Origin of the sequence: Campylobacter sp. MIT 99-7217 (assembly GCF_006864365.1) — a bacterium.
Lineage (GTDB): Bacteria > Campylobacterota > Campylobacteria > Campylobacterales > Campylobacteraceae > Campylobacter_D.
In genome coordinates, this window is record NZ_QHLJ01000003.1 from 15,699 (window position 1) to 36,980 (window position 21,282).

The 21,282-nt window shown below is 32.5% G+C and carries 19 protein-coding genes and 1 tRNA gene; 8 read left to right on the top strand and 12 right to left on the bottom strand.

Translation table 11 applies throughout. From position 1 onward, the window contains the following. Nucleotides 1–69: 69 nt before the first annotated feature. Nucleotides 70–1,137 carry a tyrosine-type recombinase/integrase gene (locus DMB92_RS03115; protein ID WP_142681606.1) on the bottom strand — a complete coding sequence of 356 codons (1,068 nt, stop codon included), beginning with the start codon at nt 1,135–1,137 and terminating at the stop codon, nt 70–72. Between the two features lie 946 nt (nt 1,138–2,083). After that, entirely contained in the window at nt 2,084–3,160 is a 1,077-nt protein-coding gene (locus DMB92_RS03120) for a dehypoxanthine futalosine cyclase (protein ID WP_142681607.1), read from the bottom strand. A 133-nt stretch (nt 3,161–3,293) separates the two neighbouring features. Between DMB92_RS03120 and DMB92_RS03125 the strand changes: the two genes are divergently transcribed. Further along, nucleotides 3,294–4,484: an MFS transporter gene (locus DMB92_RS03125; RefSeq protein ID WP_142681608.1), complete on the top strand. Its 1,191-nt coding sequence runs from the start codon at nt 3,294–3,296 to the stop codon at nt 4,482–4,484. 5 nt (nt 4,485–4,489) lie between these two features. Here the strand turns inward: DMB92_RS03125 and DMB92_RS03130 are convergent, their stop codons facing one another. The 3 genes from DMB92_RS03130 to DMB92_RS03140 form a co-directional block, all read right to left on the bottom strand. Beyond that, nucleotides 4,490–5,731 carry an ArsS family sensor histidine kinase gene (locus DMB92_RS03130; protein ID WP_142681609.1) on the bottom strand — a complete coding sequence of 414 codons (1,242 nt, stop codon included), beginning with the start codon at nt 5,729–5,731 and terminating at the stop codon, nt 4,490–4,492. After that, the gene (locus tag DMB92_RS03135; protein ID WP_142681610.1) at nt 5,728–6,402 is read right to left on the bottom strand and encodes a response regulator transcription factor; all 675 of its coding nucleotides are present in this window, start codon (nt 6,400–6,402) and stop codon (nt 5,728–5,730) included. Before DMB92_RS03135 ends, DMB92_RS03130 begins: the two co-directional genes overlap by 4 nt. Before the next feature lie 88 nt (nt 6,403–6,490). Further along, complete coding sequence (locus DMB92_RS03140; protein WP_142681611.1) at nt 6,491–7,891, bottom strand: DegQ family serine endoprotease; 1,401 nt, start codon at nt 7,889–7,891, stop codon at nt 6,491–6,493. A gap of 161 nt (nt 7,892–8,052) precedes the next feature. Between DMB92_RS03140 and DMB92_RS03145 the strand changes: the two genes are divergently transcribed. The 7 genes from DMB92_RS03145 (at nt 8,053) to DMB92_RS03175 (ending at nt 14,820) form a co-directional block, all read left to right on the top strand. Next, a complete protein-coding gene (locus DMB92_RS03145; RefSeq protein WP_142681612.1) occupies nt 8,053–8,946 on the top strand; it encodes a DnaJ C-terminal domain-containing protein in 894 nt (297 codons plus the stop codon). Nucleotides 8,947–8,956: 10 nt separating this feature from the next. Further along, a complete protein-coding gene (locus DMB92_RS03150; RefSeq protein WP_142681613.1) occupies nt 8,957–9,328 on the top strand; it encodes a heat shock protein transcriptional repressor HspR in 372 nt (123 codons plus the stop codon). 9 nt (nt 9,329–9,337) lie between these two features. After that, nucleotides 9,338–10,972, top strand: a complete 1,635-nt coding sequence (locus tag DMB92_RS03155; RefSeq protein WP_142681614.1) for a cation:proton antiporter — start codon at nt 9,338–9,340, stop codon at nt 10,970–10,972. 1 nt (nt 10,973) lies between these two features. Further along, nucleotides 10,974–11,306, top strand: coding sequence for a hypothetical protein (locus tag DMB92_RS03160; protein ID WP_142681615.1), 333 nt, complete (start codon nt 10,974–10,976; stop codon nt 11,304–11,306). Beyond that, the gene (locus DMB92_RS03165) at nt 11,303–11,929 is read left to right on the top strand and encodes an HAD family hydrolase (protein ID WP_142681616.1); all 627 of its coding nucleotides are present in this window, start codon (nt 11,303–11,305) and stop codon (nt 11,927–11,929) included. Before DMB92_RS03160 ends, DMB92_RS03165 begins: the two co-directional genes overlap by 4 nt. 69 nt (nt 11,930–11,998) lie before the next feature. Next, nucleotides 11,999–13,996 carry a glycine--tRNA ligase subunit beta gene (gene glyS, locus DMB92_RS03170; RefSeq protein WP_142681617.1) on the top strand — a complete coding sequence of 666 codons (1,998 nt, stop codon included), beginning with the start codon at nt 11,999–12,001 and terminating at the stop codon, nt 13,994–13,996. After that, nucleotides 13,993–14,820, top strand: coding sequence for a M23 family metallopeptidase (locus tag DMB92_RS03175; protein WP_142681618.1), 828 nt, complete (start codon nt 13,993–13,995; stop codon nt 14,818–14,820). The genes glyS and DMB92_RS03175 overlap by 4 nt, the downstream gene beginning before the upstream one ends. Here the strand turns inward: DMB92_RS03175 and DMB92_RS03180 are convergent. The 7 genes from DMB92_RS03180 to flgG form a co-directional block, all read right to left on the bottom strand. After that, entirely contained in the window at nt 14,814–15,608 is a 795-nt protein-coding gene (locus DMB92_RS03180) for a hypothetical protein (RefSeq protein ID WP_142681619.1), read from the bottom strand. The genes DMB92_RS03175 and DMB92_RS03180 overlap by 7 nt on opposite strands. Before the next feature lie 133 nt (nt 15,609–15,741). Further along, nucleotides 15,742–15,818 (bottom strand) — tRNA-Arg (locus tag DMB92_RS03185). A 43-nt stretch (nt 15,819–15,861) separates the two neighbouring features. Then, on the bottom strand, nt 15,862–17,937 hold the full coding sequence (gene fusA / locus DMB92_RS03190; protein WP_142681620.1) for an elongation factor G: 2,076 nt from the start codon (nt 17,935–17,937) through the stop codon (nt 15,862–15,864). A gap of 12 nt (nt 17,938–17,949) precedes the next feature. Further along, nucleotides 17,950–18,420 carry a 30S ribosomal protein S7 gene (gene rpsG / locus DMB92_RS03195; protein ID WP_142681621.1) on the bottom strand — a complete coding sequence of 157 codons (471 nt, stop codon included), beginning with the start codon at nt 18,418–18,420 and terminating at the stop codon, nt 17,950–17,952. A 68-nt stretch (nt 18,421–18,488) separates the two neighbouring features. After that, nucleotides 18,489–18,875, bottom strand: a complete 387-nt coding sequence (rpsL, locus tag DMB92_RS03200; protein WP_142681797.1) for a 30S ribosomal protein S12 — start codon at nt 18,873–18,875, stop codon at nt 18,489–18,491. Between the two features lie 115 nt (nt 18,876–18,990). Further along, nucleotides 18,991–20,379, bottom strand: a complete 1,389-nt coding sequence (rmuC, locus tag DMB92_RS03205; RefSeq protein WP_142681622.1) for a DNA recombination protein RmuC — start codon at nt 20,377–20,379, stop codon at nt 18,991–18,993. A 98-nt stretch (nt 20,380–20,477) separates the two neighbouring features. Then, on the bottom strand, nt 20,478–21,269 hold the full coding sequence (gene flgG / locus DMB92_RS03210; protein WP_142681623.1) for a flagellar basal-body rod protein FlgG: 792 nt from the start codon (nt 21,267–21,269) through the stop codon (nt 20,478–20,480). Between the last annotated feature and the right edge of the window lie 13 nt (nt 21,270–21,282).

The window sequence follows — 21,282 nt, forward strand, 5'->3', positions numbered from 1 at the left end:
TATAATAAATGTTTAATTATACCTTTTTTAAAGTATTTTAAGCCTTTAAATTTAAAGTTTTTTGCATTTTTAGGATTTATCGCTCACATCTTTAGCAACTTGAGCGGCAAGTTTGAGCTTTTCACTATCAAAATGTGTATAAATTCTTGAAGTATTTAAACTTGCATGTCCCAAGGCTTCTTGAACTAAAACCAAATCTTTTTGTTTTTTATAAAGTAGGGTAGCAAAGGTATGTCTTAGCATGTGAGCGCCATTTTTTTGCTTACGAATACCTGCTTTAAATAAAATTTGCTCCACGATACGAGAAATATAAGCTTGGGTTAGGGGAGTGCCTTTTTTATTTGTAAATACCAAACCTTCTTTGCTTGCGTAATTTATAGGTAAATTTCTTAGTAAAGATTCTATAAGTTCTTTTTTGATCATCACCACTCTGTATTTATTGCCTTTTGCACGAATTCTAATAACAAATAAATCTCCATCTTCGCTGATATCTTTAAGTTTAATGTTAATTGCTTCACTTACACGAATTCCTGTAAAAATGATGATTTTGATGATAAGCTTGTTGCGTATGGTATTGTTTTTAAAATCCGCATTTTCCACAGCTTCAAGAAATTTGATAATTTCTTCTTCACTCATAAACTCAGGAAGCTTAGTTCCTTTTGCTCCTGCTATGCCTGCCCAATTTTTAAGAGTAATATCATAGATATGAGCCTTGCCGTCTTCTTCATTTTGTTTATCCAAAAAGTCAAAAAAATTCATCATTGCTATGCGGTAGTTTTTCTTACTCGCATCGGATAAAGAGCCTGTGATACTTGCTAAGATCTCAATGATCAAAGCCTCATCAATTTGCTTTAAGGAATAAAGCCTATAAAAACACAAGTGTTCAAAGAGCTTTTTAAGGGGATTAAAATAAGTATTTACCCCACTTAATCCAGCATTTCTAGCTTTTTTAGCAAGGCTATCAAGCTCTTCTATGTTACTTATGCCTTTTGTGAGTAAAAAATTTACGCTTGCTAAGGCTTGAGGGTCTTTTAATTCTTTATTTGACAGGGAACTTAGCTTAAATTTAAGATATTTTCCTAGCCAAAATAAAAAGGATTTTTCAAAATTTTCCTCACAATCTAATGGGTATTTCATTTCATTCCTTGAATTATAAGCTTTTGTAAGAACATAAATTGAAATTATACTTAAATTTGATAAAAATAAGAGCAGGGCAGAGAAGTTTAAAATTAAATTTACATAAATTATTTTCAAGATATAAATAAGATATAAATATTAAATTTAACTTAAAAAATAATCATACATTTTATGTAATAAATTTTTTAAAAGGCTGTAAAAACTTTTAAATTTATAAAAAAGTATTTTAGTAAGGACGAGATAAATTTTAAAGTTCTAGGACTAAATTTGAAGTAGAGCAATCCTTAAAATTAAAATACATTATATACTAATAAAAATATAAATATAAACTTAATTAATATGTATAATTTACATATAAAAAGTAAAATCATTGCTTTTTTATTATTTTGTATTGAAAACTATAATTTTCAAACTTTTTTATATTTTAACTAAAGCCCTCTTTTCAAAAATCATTTAATCATTATTTTATAGTAATTTAAAGCATTTTACCTTTTGGAGTAAAAATATTTATCCATAAAATTTTTAGAATATTTTTTATATTTTGATCATGAAAAATTTTTATTTGTGAGCAATGGCATTTGATATATAAATATATTTTATAATAAATTAATATTTATATTTTATCATTTTTTTATAATAATGATAAAATATTTTTATATAAAATAAAGTATATTTCATAGTTTTTTAAATAAATGAGGAAAAATCTAAATTTCATATCGGTATAATTTAATAATTTTTTAAGGAAAAATAGTTGTAACTCTGCCCTATTTTATTATAAATTTCTACCCTACTTTTTTAAAAAAATATTTTAAATTTTGCTAGATTTTAAAGCATAATTTTATGTAAAAAAATACCTAAATTTCTATGAGGAAAATTATAATTTAAAACTTAAATTAACATAAAAATTTATATTTAAGATCTTTGTGTTGAAAATGGTGTTTAATCCTTAATAAAATTTTTCTAAAATTTCATAAGCCGTGTTACGCTTGGCTGGCTTTTCTCCAAGGCTTTTTATAAGTCTTATCATCTCATCTTGATTCATCTTATAGCTTGCTCCTGCGGCTGAGACAACATTTTCTTCCATCATGGTTGAACCCAAATCATTTGCCCCAAATTTGAGTGCGAGCTGTCCTATGTGTGAGCCTTGCGTTACCCATGAGCTTTGCAAATTTTTAAAATTATCAAGATAAAGTCTGGCAAGGGCTAAGAGTCTTAGATATTTGTTTGAGCTTTGTTTCATGATCTCAGGGTGCTTTGCTTTAAGCTTGGTGTTTTCGCTTTGAAAGCTCCACAAAATAAAGGCTCTAAAGCCTCCGGTTTCATCTTGAAGCTTTCTTAAATGCTCAAAATGATCGATCAGCTCTTCATCAGTTTCTACCGTGCCAAACATCATCGTAGCCGTGCTTTTCATGCCGATTTTGTGTGCTTCTCTATGCACTTCAAGCCAAGTGGCTGTGTCGCATTTATTAGGTGCTATTTCATCACGAACTCTATCGCTAAGCACTTCAGCCCCTGCTCCGGGTATGGAAAAAAGCCCCTTTGCCTGCAGTCTTTGCAAAACTTCTTTTATGGAAATTTTAGAGATTTTAGAAATATAAGCAATTTCAACAGCAGAAAAACCATGCACGGTTATCTTAGGATAATGCTTGGCAATCCATTCCACAAGTTCTTCATACCATTCTATCTTAAGTTTAGGATGAACGCCACCTTGAAAAAGAATTTGTGTGCCACCTATAGCTTCAAGCTCTTCTATTTTTTTGCCGATTTCTTCAAAACTCAAAACATAAGCATCATCTTGAGAAGCGTGGCGATAAAAGGCACAAAAATCGCAATCAATACAACAAACATTAGTATAATTGATATTTCTATCCACCACAAAGGTAGTGATTTTTTCAGGGTGCAAGGCAAGCTTTTTAGCATAAGCTAGCTCTCCAAGTTCATATAAATCAGCATTTTGAAGTAAATTTAAGGCTTCTTTTTTATCTAATCTTTTATTTAAATCAATTTTATTTATCACGCTCATCGCATTTTCCTTAGCAAAATAAAACTCAAATTATAGCATTTATTTTTGCCTATTTGTGAATATTTTAAATTTTTATACTAATAAAACAAAATTTATAGGCTTATCATACTGATTTTATGTTATAGTTTTTAGCATGAATCATCTTAAATTACTTAAAAATAATAAAAATATTCTTATTTTAAGTTCAGTGCAATTTATCGTTTATTTTGGTGCTTGGTTTTCGCAAACAGGAGTATATACTCTTTTGATTGATTTAAATGCACCAATCTGGGCTATTGCTACAAGTGCAACCTTAGCTTTTTTACCAGGCATCATTTTAGCTCCACTTAATGGTGTCATAGTAGAAAGAAATTCTCCTAAAAAACTTCTTTTAAGTATGGCTTGCGTGGAGCTTATTTCGATTTTTTTACTCATTTTTGTAACAAATTTAAGCATGCTTTGGCTTTTATTTATCCTCATTTTTTCAAGGCTTTGTGTGGCAAGTATTTATTTTCAAGCCGAAATGAGCTTGCTTGCTAAAATTTTAAATGCACAAGATTTAAAACTAGCAAACGAAATTCATAGTATCATTTGGGCATTTTCTTATACTATAGGAATGGCAAGTGCTGGGGTTTTTATCAATTTTTTTGGGACAAAATACGCTTTTTTATTTGATTGTTGTCTTATTTTTATAGGCATTATTATGCTTTTAAATCTTAAATTAGGGCATTTTCATATCATTGGTAATGGAAGTTTATTAAAGATGATTAAAGAGGGATTGTTTTATGTTTATCGTGATAAAAATATTTTACATCTCATCTTTTTGCATGCTTTTGTTGGACTTACTGCCTATGAAAGTCTTGTGGCACTCTTAGCAAAACATGAGTATAAAGAAATTTTAAGCACAGCCTTGGTTATAGGCTTTTTAAATGCTGTAAGGGCTTGTTCTTTGATCGTAGGTCCTATTGTGCTAAGCAAAATTGTTGGAGAAAAACAGCTTTTCTATGTATATTTAGGACAGGGTTTTGGTATCATCGCTTGGGCTTTAACTCAGTTTAATTTTTATTTTTCTTTTTTGGGGCTTTTAGCAGCTGGATTTTGCACTTCAACGCTTTGGTCTTTTACTTATACGATGATACAAAAAAATTGCGATAAAGCCTTTTATGGACGCGTTATTGCTTATACTGATATGGCTTATCTTTGCTTGAGTGCTTTTGTATCCATTATGATAGGTATGCTTTTTGATTTTGGCTTGAGCTTAAAATTAATCACGGCTTTACTCGGAGGAATTTTTATTTTTGCCGGTTTTTATTGGGCTTTCTTTTTGAAAAAAATATACACATAATTTTTTTATTCTTTTGCTAAAATGTTTTCTAGATTACGGAAATAAAAATGATTGACCCCATCTTTATACTCATATCCAAGTTTCATTTGATGAGCTTTTAAGATAGTATCAACAATATAAAGCCCTAGTCCAAAGCTATCTTTTTGCTTTGCTCCCTTTGTAAATGCTTGAGTATAGTATTCTAGGGGTTTTTCTAGTTCTTTACCTTGATTTTTAAAGCAAATTGTATTTTTATTAAGCTCGATTTGAATGAAGCCATTTTGTGAGTATTTAAGTCCATTATCTATCATATTTTTAATCGCTGTTGTAAAAAGTTTAAAATCAACATTGACAAAAAAGCTCTCGCTGTCAATATCTAAATTTTTATCATCATTCATGGCTATCTCTTTAGCTTCATCTAAGATATCTAGGATATTGTATTTTTTACGATTAACAAAGGCTGATCCTGAAGCAATTTGCTCAATAGCAGCAAATTCATTGATCAAAACCTCAAGACGGTTAAAAATGCTTATAAGTCTTTCTTTGTATTTATTATCTTCAAGCATTTCAAGAGTAATGAGTCCCTTTGTGATAGGAGTTTTAAGCTCATGCATGATATTTCTTATAAAAAACTGCCTTGATTGATTCATTTTTTGAATTTGAGTGATAGCCACAAAAAAAGCATTTGCAACCTGTGAAATTTCATCACTTCCGCTGCTTACATCTTCTATTTCATCAAGTTTATTTTGAGCAAATTTATCAATTTGCTTTTTTAGAGAAGTAAGCGGACGAAGTTTTTTAATGATAAAAGCATAAAGTAAGATAAAGATCAATATCACGCCAGCTGCAATAGCCTTGATGATAAAATAACGATAGCCCTCATAGTCTGCATCGTTATAAAGATATAAAATGCCTTGATGAACTATCTTTAGATAAATTTCTCTATTAAAAGAAATGATTTCTATAAGTCCTGCTGTGGTTTGTGCCCTAGCTAACACATCTCCTTTAAATAAAATTGTCCTGATTTCATGAGGTTTTGTAACAAGAGTCATTTTATAATTTTTAGTTTGTTCATTAAATTCTTCTTCATCAATGACATTGTTAAAATACAAAAGTCTTGCATTGGCAATCAAAGAATACTTATCATTTAAAACCTTGGTATAATTTTGCTGATCAACCTCTATGATCCACAAAAAAACAGATACTACCGTAACAATAGCTAAAATAAAAATAAAGGTTATGGTGTAAAAAATAGATGATTTATTCATTGAGTAAGCTTATAGCCTATACCTCTGATCGAATGAATATATTTTGGAGTTTTAGGATCATCGCCCATTTTTTGACGAATTCTTGAGATGATGACATCTATGCTTTTATTTGAACTATCCTCGCTAATAGAAGAGCAGTTATACACAAGCTCTTCGCGACTAACCACACCACCTTCTTTTTTGATCAAATAGCTTAAAATGTCAAATTCAGCATTTGTAAGATTAATCTCTTTTCCTTTCATGGTGATGATATGTTTATATTGATCATAAACTAAATCTTTAACACTTTCAGTAAGAGCTTTTTTTGTGGTATTAATCCTTCTTAAATGGCTTTTAATGCGAGCTTGTAATTCTTGAGGATTGTAAGGTTTTGGAAGATAATCATCAGCGCCAAGTTCTAAAGCATTTACCTTATCGCTAATATCATGTCTTGCACTTGAAATAATAATAGGCGTATCGTATTTTTTGCGAATTTCTTCGCACACCTCAAGTCCATCAAGTCCGGGTAAGGAAAGATCAAGTATGATTAAGTTATATTCTTTTAAAGCAAGCTTTGAAAGCCCTATATAAGGCTCATGAGCAATATCAACCTTCATGTCAAATTTTTGTAAATATTCACTGATGATCTCAGCAAGTTCCAAATCATCTTCTATCATTAAGATATTTACCATTATTCTTTCCTTAATTTATGCAAATTTAAATAATTCTAACACAAAAATATCAACGAAAAGAAGCATTTATTTTCTTTTCGTTGTTTAATTATTTTAGGATTAAAAGTTGAGCATAGCCCTTTCTATAAACCCAAATTTTTGTAAAATTCTTGGTGCGACTTTGTTTTAAAATTTCACTGAGATGTTGTAAATCTTTTATTTCGTTTTGTTCTACAGCTATGATGATGTCCCCTACTTCAAAACCACTTTGAGCTGCTTTTGTATTTTCTTTTACTCCGCTAACTAAAACTCCATGTATATCATTAGGAAGTTTTGATTTTAAATTAGAATCTAAGTCCTTAAGTTCTAAACCATCTATAAGCCCAGCAGAACTTACTACTTCTTGATCTCCCTTTAAAACAAAACTTACACTTTTACTTACCCCGTCTCTTTCGTAAATCACTACTATATTTTGTCCGGGTTCAAGGCTTCCAATATAATTTTTCAAATCATTTGAATTTTTGATATTTTTATCGTTGATTTTAAGGATCAAATCCCCTCTTTTCAAGCCAGCACTATCAGCTGATGAGCCTTTTTCTACATTTGTGATCAAAGCTCCTTGCTCGTTTTTGTAAGCTTTTTTTGTATCACCTTGTAAAGAAGTGATTGTAACTCCTAAAAATCCTCTTTCGATCTTACCTTTTTCTATCAGTCTTTTTGCTATATTTTTTGCCATGTTTGAAGGTATAGCAAAACCTATGCCGTTATTTCCTCCACTTCTTGAAAGTATAGCCGAGTTAATACCAACTAAAGCACCTCTACTATCAACCAAAGCCCCACCTGAATTTCCCGGATTTATAGAAGCATCAGTTTGGATAAAATTTTCATATTGATTTAAACCTATGTTATCTTTATTAAGTGCTGAGACTATACCACTTGTTATACTTGATCCAACTCCAAAGGGATTACCTATAGCAAAAACAACATCTCCTTCTAAGAGCTGATTTGAGTCTGCAAAAGAAATCGAGGAAAGATTCTTAGCTTCTATCTTGATCACAGCTAAGTCTGTTTTTGGATCATTTCCTATAATCTTAGCCTTATATTCCGTATCATCATCTGGCAAATTTACGATAATGCTATCAGTATTTTCTATAACATGATTATTTGTGATAATATAACCATCGTTTGAAATGATTACTCCAGAACCTAAGGAACTAACAATTTCTTTATTGCCTTGTCCTCCTCTTTGATCAGGAAAGCCAAAAAAATGTCTAAAATAAGGATCATTAAAAAAATCATCTAAAGAAGGGGAATTTCTCGTGATAGTCTTAGAAGTTGAGATATTGACAACAGATTTTTTAGCCTCTTTAATCGCATCATGATAGGAAAATACGAATTCTTTGTTGCTTGTTGGATCAGCTCGTTGAATATCTTGCTCTGCTTCTTTGAAATTAATATTTGTTGCAAATAAACAAGTACTTAAAATCAGAGATAAGGGTATCATTTTCATTTATTAGTCCTTTTAAAATTGTTTATTTGTAGTATAAATTTTATAATTTACTCGATTGTAAATGAATGCAAGTTAAATTAAAAAACTTATAAAACTTGATTGACTTAGACTAAAGTTTATGCTATAATTACTCTTCAAAAATAATAATTTAAGGCAATTTAATGAGTAATAATAGCTTGTATGAAACTTTAGATATAAACAAAAACGCAAGTGCTGATGAGATCAAAAAGGCTTATCGCCGTCTTGCACGCAAATATCACCCTGATATCAACAAAGAAAAAGGTGCAGAAGAAAAATTTAAAGAAATCAACGCTGCTTATGAAATTTTAAGCGATCCAAAGAAAAAAGCACAATATGATCAATATGGCGATTCTATGTTTGGTGGGCAAAGTTTTGGGGATTTTTCAAGAAGCACAAATGGAGCTGATATTAATGATATTTTAAATAGCATTTTTGGAGGAGCTGGAGGCTTTGGAGGTTTTAGCTCCAAGGGATTTAAGTCCTCAGGTTTTGGAAATTTTGGAGGATTTTCTCAGGGTTTTGGAGGTGAGGATTTAGATGTTAATGCTAGAATAAAAATTCCTTTTGAACTTGGAATTTTAGGAGGCGAACATAGTTTTACCTATCAAGGAGAAACTATCAAGATAAAAATCCCTTATGGGCTAAAAAGTGGAGAAAAGCTAAGGGTTCGCAACAAAGGCAAGCAACTAGGCACACAAAGGGGCGATTTGATCTTGCAAGTAGAGCTTGAAGAAAGTAATGAATACGAAAGAGATGATGATGATTTGATCAAAAAGGTTGATATTTCTTTAAGAACAGCTCTTTTTGGTACAGATAAACTTAGCATAAAAACCCCAAGAAAAGAAGTGAGCATAAAACTTGCACCAAATTCAAAAAATGGACAAAAAATTCGCCTCAAAGGCTATGGGGTTCAAAATAGAAAAAGCGGATATTATGGCGATATGTATTTGATTTTAAATGTGATTTTACCAAATACTCAGACCATGGACAAAGATTTGCTTAAGGCTTTGGAAGAAAAATTGCCAAAAGATTGAAAGGAAGATTATGCAACACAATTATGATGAACCGGTTTATCTCATTTCTATCGTTGCTAAGGTTTTAAACATTCACCCTCAAACCTTACGACAATACGAAAGAGAAGGACTTGTAGAACCAAGCAGAACCGATGGCAAGATAAGACTTTATTCTCAAAAAGATATTGATCAAATCAAGCTTATCTTGAGGCTTACTCGTGATATGGGTGTAAATTTAGCCGGCGTTGATGTGATTTTAAAACTTAAAAATCAAATTCTTGAGTTTGAAAAATTAGTTGAAGATCTGCGTTTAGAGCTTAATAAAGCTACAAATAATAATTCAAAAGCTGTTGTCAAACATAAAAAAAGTTTTGATTTGATATTTTATGAAGATAAAGATTAGGGTTTAAAATTGGACTTTTATTTACAAGCTTTTCTTATCGCTATGGCAAGTGCTATAGTTTTAAATGTGATTTTAAAAAAAGTTGAAATTCCAAGTATTATAGGCTATATTATCACAGGCATTGTGATTTCTTCTTTTTATGGCATTAGCGGGAGTGAAGAACTTAGCCATATAGCCGAATTTGGCATTGTGTTCTTGATGTTTACCATAGGGCTTGAGTTTTCTTTTAAGCATCTCATTGCGATGAAAGAAGAAGTGTTTTTAAATGGCTCTTTGCAAATGCTTACTTGTGGTATAGCCTGTGCTTTGATCGTGGTGGGTTTGCTTGATTTAGAACAAAAATCAGCTATCATCGTTGGCTTTGCGCTTGCACTTTCTTCAACCGCTGTTGTTCTTAAAATTTTAAATGATAATGGGGAAATTAACGAAAACTACGGACGCAAGGCTTTAGGGATCTTGCTCTTTCAAGATATAGCCGTCATTCCGCTACTTTTAATGGTGGATATTTTTTCCTCTCCAAACAATGACATCACAAATTTAATTGTCGCCACCTTAGTAAGTGTTGTGATCTTGCTTGTGCTATTATTTTTGATAGGAAAATACTTGCTTGATAGGCTTTTTCGCTTTGTGATCAAAGCTTCTTCTCAAGAAATTTTTATCACAACCATACTTTTCATCGTCATTGGCTCTAGCTTTTTAGCTCATAAATTAGGCTTTTCGTATTCTTTGGGGGCATTTTTAGCTGGAGCTTTGATTAGCGAAACAAGATATAAATACAAAATAGAAGCTGATCTCACACCTTTTAGAGACTTGCTTTTGGGTGTATTTTTTATCAGTGTGGGTATGCAAATTGATTTTAAAATTGTCTTTGAAAACTGGTCTATTGTCATTTTCCTAGTTTTTTGCATTTTAGTAATCAAAATCGCCGTGATTTATGGCTTACTCATCTTATACACTAAAAAAAGAGTGGCTTTGAAAACAGCCTTTAGTATCTGTCAGATCGGAGAATTTGCCCTTGCTATCTTTTCTCTTTTGCAAGCAAGAAATTTGATCGATTCGAAAACGGCTCAAATTCTTATCATCACGGCTATCATCACTATGGTTTTAACGCCTTTTATCTTAAATAATATCAAAAAAATAGCCAATGCCGTTGAAGAATACGATAAAAATGAAAATCTAAATACTCCAAGCAAAAACCAAAATTTAAAAAATCATTTCGTCATCTTTGGATATGGTCGTTTAGGACAAGAAGTTGTGCAAAAAATCAAAAAAAGCGGTATTCCTTATATGGTTTTAGAAAGTGATTTAAGGCTTGTTGAACTTGGTATCAGTAGGGGCGAAAATGTCGTTTTTGCAAATGCAGCCCAAGAAGAAACGCTAAAAATAGCCAATATAGAAGAATGCTCAGTAGCCATCATCACAGTAAGCAATGAAGCCAAGCTTGAAATGCTTTATCAAGTTTTAGCTAATTGCAAGAAGCCTATAAAAACAGTCGTTGTAAGCACTGGGGACTTGAGCAAAATTTTATTTTTAGATGCTGATGATAATATCAAAATCATCAAAGCAGAAAGAGCTGTGGCAAGAGACTTGATACAAGAATCCCTAAATTTTAGACTTCAAGACAATATAGAACGCAAGGTTTGATTTGAAAAACGACGAGAAATTTAACCGCATTCGCTATCTAAGAAGCCTAGAAAAATTTACAAGCACAGCTAGAAATGCTTTAAAAAGAGAGGATTTTGATGAAGAGCTTTTCAAGCAAAGACTCTTAAAAAATGCACAAAATTTTGATAAAATACCTGCTACTGAGCTTAATTCAAGCTACACAAAGGAACTTTTAAATTTCGTTAATGACTGCCTTAGCTTTTCTTTTAGCAAAGAAGAGCTTTTAAATAAGGTCAATGCCCTAGACAAGCTCAAAAAAAGCCAAAGTTATAAAAAAGAAAAACATAAAAATTTACACAAGGACTATGAATGATCAATGTGATTTTTGATATGGACGGAACGCTTATTAATAGTGCTAATGCCATATGCGAAGCGGTAAATGAAATAAGAAAAGATTTAAATTTAAAAAGCTTAGAACATGATTTTATCATGCAAACCATCAATACTCCGGGTAAAGACTGGGCTAAGATCCTTTATGATATAGATGATTTTGAACAAAGTAGCTTTAAAGATGGTTTTGAAAAATACTTCATTAAACACTATCAACAAAGCGTTATTTTGTATGAGGGCATAAAAGAAACCCTTGCTTATCTTAAAAGAAAAAATTGCTATCTTGCTATAGCCACAAATGCCCCACAAAGTTCTTTACTTGAAATTCTCAAAAAACATGACATTGTGCATTTTTTTGATAAAATTTTAGGTGTGAGCTTAGGCATAGAACCAAAGCCAAATCCCATGATGATCACTTTGATCAAAGATGAAGCTAGGTTTAAAAAAACTATTTTTGTAGGAGATAGCCAAAAAGATAGATTAGCAGCTTTTAATGCTAAAGTGCCTTATTTTCACGCAAAATGGGGACAAAAAGAAGCTTTAGAAGATGAATTTAGAGACTATAAAGAGTTGATTAAAAAGCTTGATTTGGTTTTAGATGCTTAAATTTAGGATTTTTTTAAAGAAAAATAGCTAAAATACAAGCCTAGAAACTAAATTTACAAAGAAGAGACTATGCAAAATACCCTACTTATAGAAATTGGCGTAGAAGAGCTACCTGCCCTACCCTTGCTTAAAGAACTAAAACATATCAAACCTAAATGGAAAGAGCTTTTAGAAAAATATCACTTGCAAAGCGAATTTGAATTTTTTTACACTCCAAGAAGACTTGTGCTTTTTCATGAAAATTTCAAAGAAAAGCAAGAAGATAGCATGGTTGAACATATCGGCGCTCCTAAAGAAATAGCCTTTAAGGACGGAAAATTAAGCCCTGCTGCAAAAAGTTTTTTACAAAAAGCTGGTATCACAGAAAATGAACTTCAATTTAAAGAAATCAAGGGCAAGGAGGTTTTATATCATCAAAGTAAAATTCAAGGCTTAAAAAGTAGTGAAGTTTTACCTAAGATGATAGAAGAATGGCTGCAAAGCTTAAATTTTGGAAAAACTATGCGTTGGGGAAATGGAGAATTTGAGTTTATCCGTGCTATAAGAAGTATAGTTTGTATTTTAGGCGAAGACTTGGTTGAATTTAGTGCTTATGGAGTGAAAAGCGCTAAAAAAACCTTTGTTCATAGAAGCGTAAGCTATGAAGCTTTGGAATTTAAGATAGCTTCAGAGTATTTTGAACTCTTAGAAAAAAACTTTGTTATCCTTGATCCTCAAAAAAGAAGAGCTAAGATCCTTGATGATTTTAAACAACTTTGCTCAAAAAATTCTCTTATTATAGGAGATGATGAAGAGCTTTTAGATGAAGTTGTGGCTATTACTGAGTATCCAAATGCTCTTTTGGGAAGTTTTGAAAAAGAATTTTTGGAAATTCCAAGCGAAGTAATCATTACTTCTATGCGTGAAAATCAACGCTATTTTGCTGTATTTAATGAACAAAAACTTAGCAATCATTTCGTGGTTGTAAGCAATGCTATATGTAAAGATAACACACAAATCATCGCTGGAAATGAAAGAGTATTAAGGGCTAGACTTAGTGATGCAATGTTTTTTTACCAAAACGATCTTAAGGAAAAGCTAAATCCTAGTAAAATTTCTAAAATGCAGTATCTAGATGGCTTAGGCACGATGAGAGATAAGGTTGATAGAGAAAAGCAAATCGCTACCCTACTTTGTAAAATTTATCAAATCAACTGCATAGATGATATTTTGACAGCTCTTGAGTATGCCAAGGCTGATTTATGCACGCAAATGGTGTATGAATTTACAAATTTACAAGGGATCATGGGAGCTTACTATGCTAAGGCAGAGGGTTTTAAAGATGAAATTTGCCTTGCTATCAAAGAGCAGTATTTGCCAAATTCAGACAAAAGCGCACTTCCAAGTTCTCAGTTTTCAAGTATAGTAGCCCTAGCTACAAAACTAGATACCTTGCTAGGACTTTTTAGCATAGGAAAAATCCCTAGTGGAACAAAAGATCCCTATGCTTTAAGGCGTGCTGCAAATGGTGTGATTAAGATCATACTAAATTTAGGTATTCATTTTGATCTTAAAGCACTTTTAGATGAAAGTTCGAAGCTTTATAAAAAATTTGATACTCAAATATTGCTTGATTTTATTTTGGAAAGATTGTATCCTCTTTATGAAGTCAATGCTTCTTTTGTCAAATCAGCACTTTTTTCTAAAAATTATGATCTTATATTCTTAGATGATAGTATAAAAGCCTTGATAAAGCTTAGCAAAAAGGCTGATTTTATGCAAGATTTTGCCACCTTTAAAAGACTTGCAAATATCGCTTCAATCACTCATGATAAGGTCGATGAAAAACTTTTTGTTCAAGATGAAGAAAAAGCCCTTTTTAAAGCTTTTATGCAATGCGATCTAAATGCTAAAGCCTTTGATCTTTTACAAGGCTTATTTGCCTTAAAGCCTCAAATTGACTCATTTTTTGATAAGGTTATGATCAATGACAAAGATGAAAAACTAAAGAAAAATCGTCAAGCCTTGATCTTTCAAATTTATCAAGCCTTCTTAAAAGTCGCTGATATTAAAGAGTTAAGCCTATGAAAAAATTTATTATCTTTTTTATTTTTTCTTTTTATTTGCTTTATGCTGAAGAACTAAGCATTATCAAGGGTAAAGCCTTAGTTTTAAGCTTTGATAGTATAAATCTTAAAGAAATCAGGCTTAATGACAAAAAACAAAATTTCTTTCCCCACCCAACAAAACCAAACGAAGTTTTATTTATCCTTACTTCGCCTTATAAAAAACCTTTAAAAAAAGCCAAACTTAAGATCATTTATACGGATAAAATTTTAAACTATGACATTAAGGGCTTGGAAGGAGATTATCCTAAAGAAAATTTACAAGTAGCTAAAAACAAAATTTCTCCTCCAAAAGAAGTTTTACAAAGGATCAAAACCGAACTTGATGAAGCTAATGCCGTATATGCAAGATATACGAAAGAAAAACTATTTTTTGAAGAATTTATCCAACCCTTAAATTCAGTCATCACAAGTGCTTTTGGCAACGCAAGGCTTTTTAATGGCACACTTTCAAGCTATCATGGTGGGACTGATTTTAGGGCAAGCACAGGCACACCTATACTTGCTGCAAATGATGGTATAGTTTCTTTAGCAAAGGATAGATACTATGCTGGCAAAAGTATCATTATCGATCATGGATATAAAATTTTTACTCAGTATTATCATCTTAGTAAGCTTGAGGTCAAACCCGGAGATAAGGTAAAAAAAGGACAAGTTATAGGATTAAGTGGAGCAAGTGGCAGAGTTACTGGAGCACATTTGCATTTTGGTTTTTTTGTAAATGGAACTCAAGTCGATCCTCTTGATTTTATCACACAAATCAACGCCCTACTTAAAGCTCAATAATACTTTCGTTTAAGAAAATCGTAGCGATTAACCTCTTCAAAATAATCACTTTTATGAAGTTGCTTAAAAATACTCTTATAGTAGTTAAACTCAAAGCCTAAAAAGATATAGTCTAAGTCTTTGGCAAGCGGATCATTAAATTTTTTCTTACTTAAAGCTATGTTAAAGACCTTATAGGGTGCATAATGAAGCGTATAATTTGTCTTTTCTTTATCCACACTAAGATCAAGCCCCAAAGCTTTGTATTTTGGCAAGACAAAGGACATTCCTACTTGAGTGTTTCCTTTGTTTTCCTCTTCTATATAATAAGTATTTGTATAGGCTTTAAAAAACTCGCCAAAACCAAGCTCTCCGCCATAGCTTGAAATCTCTCTTTCTTCATATTTATCTAAAAATCCATTTACGCCAAAAATAAAACCTTTTCCAAGCTCAAGACGATTTACAAGCCCACCTGAGTAATTTACAAAATTATTATTGATAAAAATCTCTTTTTGAAACATTAAGGAACTTTTTTCATCTTCAAAAAGGAGATTGATATTTTCTATCTTTAAATTTTGAGAAGCATAATCCACATAACTTATAGTTTTATCCTCGCTATTACCTCTTTCTAAAAGTCCAGCCAAAGAAGCATTAAGCATATCTTGAAAATCAGCCTCATCTTTAAAGGACTTTGTCATTTTGCTGATATTTTTATCATAATTTTTCCAAGTGCGTTGTTGTATTTGCTCCTGTTTTTTAGAACAAGCAAACAAAAATATCAAAAGTATAAATAATATAAGCTTTTTCATCGTGGAGATTATAGCTTTTAATATTAAATTTATTTTAAATTGAAAAGGGATTTTTTTAAGATTTATTTTCAGTTTTCAAAGAAACTTAAATTTTATGAAATTTACACGAAAGATAAAAAAATAAAATAATAAATGGTGTCCACGGCGAGATTCGAACTCACGGCCTCAAAATTAGGAATTTTGCGCTCTATCCTGCTGAGCTACGAGGACAGCAATTTGGCGAGGAAATTTCCTCGCCGTAAATTTGGCTTAATTAGCCGTTGCGTTTTTTGATGATTTCTTCACTCACATTTTTAGGAACTTCATCATAATGATCAAATTCCATAGAATAAGTCGCACGCCCCTGAGTTTGGCTTCTAAGATCTGTTGAATAACCAAACATCTCAGCCAAAGGACAAAATGCTGTGATGATTTTATTTCCGCCTCTTTCGTCCATTGAATTAACCTGTCCGCGTCTTTTATTAAGATCACCTATCACATCGCCCATATAATCCTCAGGAGTTTCAACCTCAACCTTCATCATAGGCTCAAGTATTACAGCCCCAGCCTTTCTAGCACCTTCTTTAAAGCCCATAGAAGCAGCAAGTTTAAAGGCCATTTCAGAAGAATCAACCTCATGATAGCTTCCATCATAAAGAGTAACCTTTACATCTTCTACAGGATAACCAGCCAAAACACCATTTTGCAAGGCTTCTTGTATGCCTTTATCTACAGCTGGGACATACTCTTTTGGCACAACCCCACCTTTAATGTCATTTACAAACTCATAACCAGAACCAGGCTCCAAAGGCTCAAGTCTCAAGAACACATGTCCGTATTGACCGCGTCCGCCTGATTGCTTAGCGTATTTGTATTCTTGCTCAACGCTTTTTCTTATGGTTTCGCGGTAAGCAACTTGAGGTTGCCCTACTTCAGCTTCAACCTTAAATTCACGAAGCATTCTATCTACGATGATTTCTAAGTGAAGTTCGCCCATACCTGAGATGATAGTTTGTCCGCTTTCCTCATCTGTGCTTACTCTAAAGCTTGGATCTTCTTGGGCTAGTTTATTTAGCGCAATGGACATTTTCTCTTGATCAGCCTTAGTTTTAGGCTCAACCGCAACGCTAATAACAGGATCAGGAAAATCCATTCTTTCCAAAATCACCCTATCTTTTTCACTTGCTAAGGTATCCCCTGTTAAAGTGTCCTTAAGACCCACTACAGCACCGATTTCTCCAGCATAAAGGACTTTAATCTCTTCCCTTTTGTTTGAGTGCATTTTTAAAAGACGACCTATTCTTTCTTTTTTATCTTTCGTTGAATTATAAGCATAAGAACCACTTTCTAAGCTTCCTCTATAAACACGAACGAAGGTAAGTTGTCCTACGAATGGATCGGTCATGATTTTAAATGCAAGTCCGGCAAATTCGCCTTCATCAGTCGATTTTACAGAAGCTTCCTTGCCATCTTCATACTCGCCTTTAATGTCAGCTACCTCATCAGGAGCTGGTAAATACGCAATAACTGCATCAAGCAAAGGCTGAACACCTTTGTTTTTAAAAGCTGTTCCACAAAGCATAGGGATCATACTAAGGCTTAAGCAACCTGCTTTAATGCCTGCTCTAATTTCTTCTATGCTAAGCTCTTCTCCGCCTAAATATTTTTCCATAAGCTCATCGCTAGTTTCAGAAACGGCTTCGATAAGCTTTGTGCGGTATTCTTCAGCCTTTTCTTTAAGCTCGGCTGGAAGTTCTTTTTCAACATAATCAGTCGGCTTGCTCTCATCTTCCCACACCAAAGCTTTCATAGTGATAAGATCGATCACACCTTTGAAATTATCCTCAGCACCAATAGGAATTTGTAAAGGCACAGGATTTGCTTTAAGGCGGTTGCGAATTTGATCCTCGACACTAAAGAAATTTGCACCGATTCTATCCATTTTATTAACAAAAACTATCCTTGGAACGCCGTATTTATTTGCTTGTCTCCAAACGGTCTCACTTTGTGGTTGAACCCCACCAACAGAGCAAAAAACAGCCACAGCACCATCTAAAACACGCATAGATCTTTCTACTTCGATTGTAAAATCCACATGCCCTGGGGTGTCTATAAGATTGATTTGATGATCTTTCCAAAAACAAGTTGTAGCAGCTGAAGTTATGGTAATACCTCTTTCTTTTTCCTGCTCCATCCAGTCCATAGTAGCAGCACCATCATGCACCTCGCCTATCTTATGGCTCATTCCGGTGAAAAATAAAATTCTCTCACTCGTAGTTGTTTTACCAGCGTCGATGTGAGCTGCGATACCGATATTTCTAACCCTTTTTAAAGGAGTACTTCTTGACATCTTAGCTCCTTCTTACCAGCGATAATGAGCAAATGCTTTATTTGCTTCAGCCATTTTATAAGTATCTTCTTTTTTCTTAAAGGAAGCACCTTTTGAATTTGCAGCGTCAAGCAATTCGCCTGCGAGCTTATCTATCATAGTTCTTTCGCTTCTTTTTCTTGCAAAAGAAATGATCCAGCGAATAGCCAAAGCTTGCTGTCTAGCAGGACGAACCTCAACAGGCACTTGATAAGTAGCCCCACCTACACGGCGAGACTTTACCTCAAGCAAAGGTTTGATATTTTCAATCGCATCATTAAAGATATCAATGCCTTTTTTTTCGCCATTTTTTTTGTCAATAGCTTCTAAAGCACCATACATAATGCTTGTAGCTGTGCTTTTTTTGCCATCATACATCAAAGAATTAATGAATTTTGTGATTACTTTGTTACCATAAATCGGATCAGGCAAGACTTCTCTTACCGGAGCTTTTCTTCTTCTCATTATTTTTCCTTCAAATTTTAAATTTTACTCAAACAAAATCAAATCTAGGATTTGTCTGTTTTGCGAATTTACTTCGCAGTACCTGCTTTAGGTTTTTTAGCACCGTATTTAGAACGAGAAACTGTTCTTTTTGCAACACCTGCTGTATCTAAAGCACCACGCACTATGTGATACTTCACACCCGGTAAGTCTTTAACCCTACCTCCACGCACTAAAACAATGCTGTGTTCTTGGAGATTATGGCCCTCACCGCCTATATAGCTGATGACTTCAAAGCCACTAGTAAGTCTTACTTTGGCAACTTTTCTTAAGGCTGAGTTTGGTTTTTTAGGAGTTGTTGTATAAACTCTGGTGCAAACTCCCCTTCTTTGAGGACAATTTTTAAGCGCTGGAGATTTAGACTTTTCTAAAACTTTTTTGCGCTCTTTTCTAACCAATTGATTTATGGTTGGCACAGTAATTCCTTTCATTAATGTAAAATAAACCTTGCATTTTAATGAAAATTAGCTGAAATTTTGTTTAAATATAAGCAAAATAAGGCTTTTAATCTTAATAAAAAAGTTTAAAATATTAATCTTTTGGACTTTTAAGCTCTAAGGAAGAAATATTTTCCTTTATCTCCTCAAGTTTTGCCAAATCATTTTGCTCGAAATGAAGTTGAATACTTTTGGAAGTTTTTGCTCCAAGTTCTTTGAGGTTTTGAAATCTAGAAGCTAAATTTCCACTTCCTTTAATAAGCTTTGTTTGCATTTTTTCAAAGCTAGAATTTAAAGAGTTTAAGCTTTTTTTAAAGGATTCAAAATCATCACAAAAACCCACAAATTTATCAAAAAATTTACCCAATTCCTCGAAAGCTTTTTGCACTCTATCATCGCTTTGTATATGAGTCCAAGTGATATTTATCGTTTTTAAAGCCATAAAAAGCGTGTGAGGGGTTGTAAGATAAATATTTTTAGAATAGGCGTATTGATAAAGCGTATTATCAGCGCTTAAGGCAAGGTCTAAGATATTGCTATAAGGTATAAAAAGCAAGGTGTATTCATAAGTAAAAGAAGAAAATTTCTGATAAGGCTTCCTAGAAAGCTCATCTATCCTAGCTTTAAGATTGTTAGCAAGCTGAAGACAAATTCTTTCATCTATGCTATTTTCATGAATTTCAAAGTCATTAGGTAAGGAAAATTTAGAATCAATAACAATGCACTTATCTTTATCCAAATACACAACAGCATCAGGGTAAAAACTTTTATCTTCGTCCTTAAAATGTGCTTGCATTTGGTATTGTTCATTTTCTATCAAGCCACTATGCTCTAAGACGCTTTTAAGTTGAAGTTCTGCAAAATTTCCACGAAGCTTTTTTTCTCCTTTTAAAATTTTGCTTAATTTTTCAGCATTTTCACTCATATTTTGACTATATTTAAAAACATTTTCTATATTTGTTTTTAAAACACTTTCATTTTGCAATAAATTTTTAGAGTACTCCTCGACCTTTTCCTTGATAGGCTTAAAAATTTCATCTAAAATTTTCTTGCTATCTTCATTGAGCATAAGTTTATTTTGATTTAAAATTTTCTCATTTTGCTCTTTTAAATTTAACTTCATTTTTTCTTCTGTTTTTTCTAAGAGTTCTTGATATTTTTTTTCTTGAAATTGCAAATTTTCTTGATAATTCTGCTCTACTTTTTCTAAAGTATTTTGATTTTCTAATTTTAATTCTTTCTTTTCTTTTTGGTGTTTTTCTTCTAAATTTTTAATCATGCTTTCATGATCTTTTTTTAAGGTATTTAATCGTTCTTTTTCTTGTTCTAAAAAAGTTTTTGTTGTATCAAGTTCTAGGTTGAGTTTAAAAAGTAGTTCTTTATTTTGCGTTAAAATTTGAATGAGTTGCTTATTTTTAAACCACAAAATACAAACTATCAAAGCAAAAAGGCATAAAAAGCCCAGTAAAATGAGTTCGTTCATCATTATGTCTTGGATAAAATTTTTTGTAATTATAGGGTATTTTTATAAAAAAGAGATAAATTTTTTAAGAACCTAAAGCCTATTTGGCTTCAGGTTGTTTATCGCTTGAGTTGATTAACTATTGAAAGCATTTCATCACTTGTTGTAATCGCCTTTGAACCAGCTTCATACGCTCTTTGTCCTGTTATAAGATCAGTCATTTCTTCAACAAGTTGGACATTTGACATCTCGACAAAACCATGTCTAATAGCTCCCATGCCATTTTCATTAGGGATACCCACAACAGGAGCACCACTTGAACCTGTTTCAAGATAGAGATTTTCCCCCATTGAATGAAGCCCTGCTGGATTAATGAAATTTGCAAGCTCGATTTGACCGATCTGTGTTTGTTCTGTTTCGCCTGCTAGCATAACAGAAACAGTGCCGTCTTTAGCAACACTAGGATATTGAGAACCTTCTGGAACAGTGATTTGAGGTATAAGTAAATAACCCTCGCTTGTTACAACATTGCCATCTGCATCAAGGGTAAATTGTCCATTTCTCGTATAGCCTGTAGTGCCATCAGGAAGTTGAATTTGAAAAAAGCCATTACCCTCAATAGCCATATCAAAGCCGTCTGTACTCGTGCTTTTAAAAGAACCGGTAGAAAAAATCTTTGTCGTAGCTGTAGCTCTAACCCCAAGCCCTACTTCTATACCTGATGGAGAAAGTGTTGTGGCTGAAGTTGAAGTTCCTGCATATTTCATGGTTTGATAAAACAAATCAGCAAATTCAGCCCTTGATTTTTTAAAACCTGCTGTATTCACATTAGCGATATTGTTTGAGGTTACATCGATTTGAGTTTGCTGAGCGATCATACCTGTCGCTGCAGTGTGAAGTGATCGAATCATTTTTTATCCTTTA

Bases quoted from the DNA above. Each gene is read 5' to 3' on its own strand.
- DMB92_RS03115 (WP_142681606.1), bottom strand. From the start codon at position 1,137: ATGAAATACCCATTAGATTGTGAGGAAAATTTTGAAAAATCCTTTTTA.
- DMB92_RS03120 (WP_142681607.1), bottom strand. From the start codon at position 3,160: ATGAGCGTGATAAATAAAATTGATTTAAATAAAAGATTAGATAAAAAA.
- DMB92_RS03125 (WP_142681608.1), top strand. From the start codon at position 3,294: ATGAATCATCTTAAATTACTTAAAAATAATAAAAATATTCTTATTTTA.
- DMB92_RS03130 (WP_142681609.1), bottom strand. From the start codon at position 5,731: ATGAATAAATCATCTATTTTTTACACCATAACCTTTATTTTTATTTTA.
- DMB92_RS03135 (WP_142681610.1), bottom strand. From the start codon at position 6,402: ATGGTAAATATCTTAATGATAGAAGATGATTTGGAACTTGCTGAGATC.
- DMB92_RS03140 (WP_142681611.1), bottom strand. From the start codon at position 7,891: ATGAAAATGATACCCTTATCTCTGATTTTAAGTACTTGTTTATTTGCA.
- DMB92_RS03145 (WP_142681612.1), top strand. From the start codon at position 8,053: ATGAGTAATAATAGCTTGTATGAAACTTTAGATATAAACAAAAACGCA.
- DMB92_RS03150 (WP_142681613.1), top strand. From the start codon at position 8,957: ATGCAACACAATTATGATGAACCGGTTTATCTCATTTCTATCGTTGCT.
- DMB92_RS03165 (WP_142681616.1), top strand. From the start codon at position 11,303: ATGATCAATGTGATTTTTGATATGGACGGAACGCTTATTAATAGTGCT.
- glyS (WP_142681617.1), top strand. From the start codon at position 11,999: ATGCAAAATACCCTACTTATAGAAATTGGCGTAGAAGAGCTACCTGCC.
- DMB92_RS03175 (WP_142681618.1), top strand. From the start codon at position 13,993: ATGAAAAAATTTATTATCTTTTTTATTTTTTCTTTTTATTTGCTTTAT.
- DMB92_RS03180 (WP_142681619.1), bottom strand. From the start codon at position 15,608: ATGAAAAAGCTTATATTATTTATACTTTTGATATTTTTGTTTGCTTGT.
- fusA (WP_142681620.1), bottom strand. From the start codon at position 17,937: ATGTCAAGAAGTACTCCTTTAAAAAGGGTTAGAAATATCGGTATCGCA.
- rpsG (WP_142681621.1), bottom strand. From the start codon at position 18,420: ATGAGAAGAAGAAAAGCTCCGGTAAGAGAAGTCTTGCCTGATCCGATT.
- rmuC (WP_142681622.1), bottom strand. From the start codon at position 20,379: ATGAACGAACTCATTTTACTGGGCTTTTTATGCCTTTTTGCTTTGATA.
- flgG (WP_142681623.1), bottom strand. From the start codon at position 21,269: ATGATTCGATCACTTCACACTGCAGCGACAGGTATGATCGCTCAGCAA.